Genomic DNA, 1,288 nt, shown 5'->3' on the forward strand with positions numbered 1-1,288 from the left:
CGCGCGAGGCCGGCGTCGAAGCGCGCCGCGATGCGATGTTCGCCGGCAAGATCGTCAACCCGACCGAGGGCCGCGCAGCGCTGCACACCGCATTGCGCTCGACCGACCCGCACGCGCCGTTCCACGCACAAGTGAGCGCCGAGCGCGCAAAGATGGCGGCGTTCGCCCGCGCCGTGCGCAGCGGCGCATGGACGGGCCATACCGGCAAGCGCATCCGCCATGTGATCAACATCGGCATCGGCGGTTCCGACCTCGGCCCGAAGATGGTCGTGCACGCGCTGCACCACCTCGCGACGCCCGAGATCACGAGTGACTTCGTATCGAACGTGGACGGCGCGGATCTCGCGCGCGTGCTCGAACAGGCCGACCCCGAGGAAACGCTCGCGATCGTCGTATCGAAGACCTTCACGACACTCGAGACGATGACGAACGCGCGCTCGCTGCGCGACTGGTTCATCGCGAACGGCTGCCCGGAAAGCGCGCTGTCGAAGCATTTCGTCGGCGTGTCCGCGAACCCGGCCGAAGTCGTCAGGTTCGGCATCGACGAGCACAACGTCTTCCAGATGTGGGATTGGGTCGGCGGCCGCTATTCGCTGTGGTCGGCGGTCGGCCTGTCGATCATGGTCGCGATCGGGCCGGAGCAGTTCGATGCGTTGCTCGCCGGCGCCGACGACATGGATCGCCACTTCCGCGAAGCGCCGCTCGAGCGCAACCTGCCGGTGCTGCTCGGCATGATCGGCATCTGGTATCGCAATTTCTTCGGCACACAGAGCTATCTCGTCGCGCCGTATTCGGAAGCGCTGCACTTCCTGCCCGCGTACCTCCAGCAACTCGAGATGGAAAGCAACGGCAAGTCCGCACGCCTCGACGGCGCGTGCGTCGATTACCCGACGTCGGCCGTCACGTGGGGCGAGCCGGGCACCAACGGCCAGCACGCGTTCTTCCAGATGCTGCATCAGGGGCCAACGATCGTACCGGTCGACTTCATCGCGGTGCTCACGCCCGAGCATGCGTTCGCGAGCCATCATCCGAAGCTGCTCGCGAACTGCTTCGCGCAGAGCGAGGCGCTGATGCTCGGCCGCACGCTCGACGAAGCGCGCAAGATTGCCGGCCCGGGCAACGAAGCGCTCGCGCCGCATCTGACCTTCCCCGGCAACCGCCCGAGCACGACGCTGCTCCTCGACAGCCTCACGGCCCGCTCGCTCGGCGCGCTGATCGCGCTTTACGAGCACAAGGTGCTGGTGCAGGCGACGGTATGGGACATCAACCCGTTCGACCAGTGGGGCGT

The 1,288-nt window shown here is 66.9% G+C and carries 1 protein-coding gene; it reads left to right on the plus strand.

Annotation, left to right across the window (positions count from 1 at the left end):
* The coding region (pgi, locus tag KH616_RS25090) for a glucose-6-phosphate isomerase (protein WP_292255259.1) at positions 1–1,288 on the plus strand (1,288 nt) is incomplete at both ends.

The sequence above is a fragment of the Burkholderia sp. genome (assembly GCF_018375725.1).
Taxonomy (GTDB): Bacteria; Pseudomonadota; Gammaproteobacteria; order Burkholderiales; family Burkholderiaceae; genus Burkholderia.